This window comes from Novosphingobium sp. B-7, assembly GCF_000410615.1.
Classification (GTDB): Bacteria; Pseudomonadota; Alphaproteobacteria; order Sphingomonadales; family Sphingomonadaceae; genus Novosphingobium; species Novosphingobium capsulatum.
Map to the genome: position 1 here is coordinate 21,555 of NZ_KE148491.1, position 2,129 is coordinate 23,683.

3 protein-coding genes are annotated in these 2,129 nt (G+C 67.4%); 1 reads left to right on the forward strand and 2 read right to left on the reverse strand.

Going from position 1 to position 2,129, the window contains the following annotated elements; genetic code table 11:
• Positions 1-392, forward strand: a 392-nt coding sequence (locus H926_RS29720; protein ID WP_237741147.1) for a GNAT family N-acetyltransferase, incomplete at its 5' end; no start/stop codon positions are given.
• An 80-nt stretch (positions 393-472) separates the two neighbouring features.
• On the opposite strand, the gene H926_RS0121565 is transcribed toward H926_RS29720, so the two are convergent.
• Both H926_RS0121565 and H926_RS29725 read right to left on the reverse strand, forming a co-directional pair.
• The gene (locus H926_RS0121565; protein ID WP_022678100.1) at positions 473-733 is read right to left on the reverse strand and encodes a hypothetical protein; all 261 of its coding nucleotides are present in this window, start codon (positions 731-733) and stop codon (positions 473-475) included.
• Between the two features lie 183 nt (positions 734-916).
• Positions 917-2,129: N-succinylarginine dihydrolase (locus H926_RS29725; protein WP_043610891.1), on the reverse strand; the 1,213-nt coding region annotated here is incomplete at its 5' end.

The following is a 2,129-nucleotide window of genomic DNA, read 5'->3' on the forward strand; positions in this document are numbered from 1 at the left end:
ATCCGCATTTCTTCGTTACCCTGCCGGGGCCCGAAGGCGCGCAACTGATTGGCAGCGTGGGCCTGATGCCCGATGAGCACGGCCCGCCCGGCGCGGCGCCGCTGCTCGGTTATTGGGTGGCCCGTGCCCATTGGGGGCGTGGCTTTGCCACCGAGGCGGCGCGGGCAGTGCTGACGCTGGCGGCCACGCTGGGCCATCGCCGCGTGGCGGCGCGCCACTTCCTCGACAATCCCGCCTCGGGCCGGGTCCTGGCCAAGCTGGGCTTCCGCTCCACCGGCGAGATTCGCCCTGGCGCCAGCCGGGCCCGCGACGGTGTGGCGCCCACGCTCGGCTATGCCCTGGATCTCGATCCGCCTGGCAATTGCGATGGGGATCGTCGCCTGGCCGCCTGACGGAAAAGGAAAAGCCCCTTCTGCCATCGGCCGAAGGGGCTTTTTCGTTGCAGCGCGTGCCGCCAGCCGCGTGAGAGTGATCAGCCGGGCGGAGCAGCCTCTGGCTCGGGAGTCTTTTCCGCCGCGCGGGCCTGTTCAAACTTGAGGCAATCGAGAATCTTGGCCCCGGCCATGAACACCGCGCAGGTCGTAGCCAGGAACAGCAGCTTGCCACCAAAACCGGGAAACCGCGTGAGGTAGGCCTGCCCGCGTTCTACCGCGCCCAGGGCCAACGCATAGATCACTGCAAACGCCTCAAAGCGATTCTTGATCAGGAAGAGGCGGCCAATCTTGCGGAGCATGCGTTGTCCCTTGTCTCCATGCTGGGTTTGCGATCCGCCGGACCTCTCGCCACCCCGATCAGCAACCTTCGTGCCAATCCAATGAATACGGGCGCATTAAAGCTTAACGCGCCCTTCATTGTAAAGGGGGGCGACAATTCCGCAGACAGCAGGACAACGCCTGTCGGTTACGTGCAGTTCCACTCAGTGCAGTTCGGTCAGGCCCAAGGCATCGAGCAGGGCCGCGCGGGCGGCGATCACGCTGTTTGCCAAGGCCTGCTGGCCCAGGTCCGCAGCATCGATCTGTTCGGGCCAATGCGCAGCAACCACTTGTTCCAGCTGGTCTATCCGCCCGTTGTCGAGCAGGAAGCGCGGATCGACCGTGGCCGGATCGGCCACTACGCGCAGCCGCAGGCACGCCGGGCCGCCGCCATTGGCCATGGATTGGCGCACGTCCACCGGCAAGACCTGGCGAATCGGCCCATTGCCGGCCAGCATCGTATCCAGCCAGCCGCGCACCGATGGTGTTTCCCAGGCTTCCAGAGGGATCACCAGCGCCATTTCTCCGCCCGGTAGGGTCAGCAGCTGGGCATTGAACACGTAGGATTTGATGGCATCGGCCAGGCTTACCGCGCTGGCCGGCACGACGACGATTTCGGCCTCGGGCAGGCGGTCGCGAATCGCGGCATAAGTGCCCTCGGGATCGGCAAAGGCCTGTTCGTGGGTGAACAGTACGCGCTCGTTGGCCACGGCCACGACATCGTTGTGGAAAGCCCCGGCGGCAATGGCCTCTGGCGCCTGTTCCACGAACAGGCAGCGCGCCGGATCGAGCCCATGGACGCGGGCGATCGCGCGGCTGGCCTGTTCGTGCTGCCGTGCCGGAAAGGCGCCGCCCGGGCGGCCATAAACAAAGATTTCCAGGCCCGCGGCGCCATGGCTGGTGGCCATGCGCATGTGGTTGGCGGCGCCCTCATCACCAAAGCAGGGCGGCACGGCGTCGTGCACGGCAAAGTGCGCGGCATCACCAAAGGCCAGGCGCAACTGGCGCACGGTGTCGGGCCATTCCTGCGCTCGGTGGGGCATGGTCACCAGGTTGGCCGCAGACAGATGGCAGCGCCCGTCGGCGGTATCGGGCGCGGGGCTGACAGTGGCGGCATTGGCCGTCCACATCGCGCTGGCCGACCAGGCCGCCGCGCGCAGGCGGCGTTCGGCCTCGTCCGCCGGCTCTTGTCCGGCAAGACCCAGCGCCGCCAGGAGCCCCGGATTGGGGCGCGGCAACGGCGCAAACAGGCCCTGGACCAAGCCAAGATCAAGGTTGTGGCGCATCTTGGCCAGCCCCTGCAGCGCGGCCGCGCGGGGATAGGAGACCTGGCCGGCATGGTTGGCCGAGGCCAGGTTGCCCAGGCTGAGTCCGGCG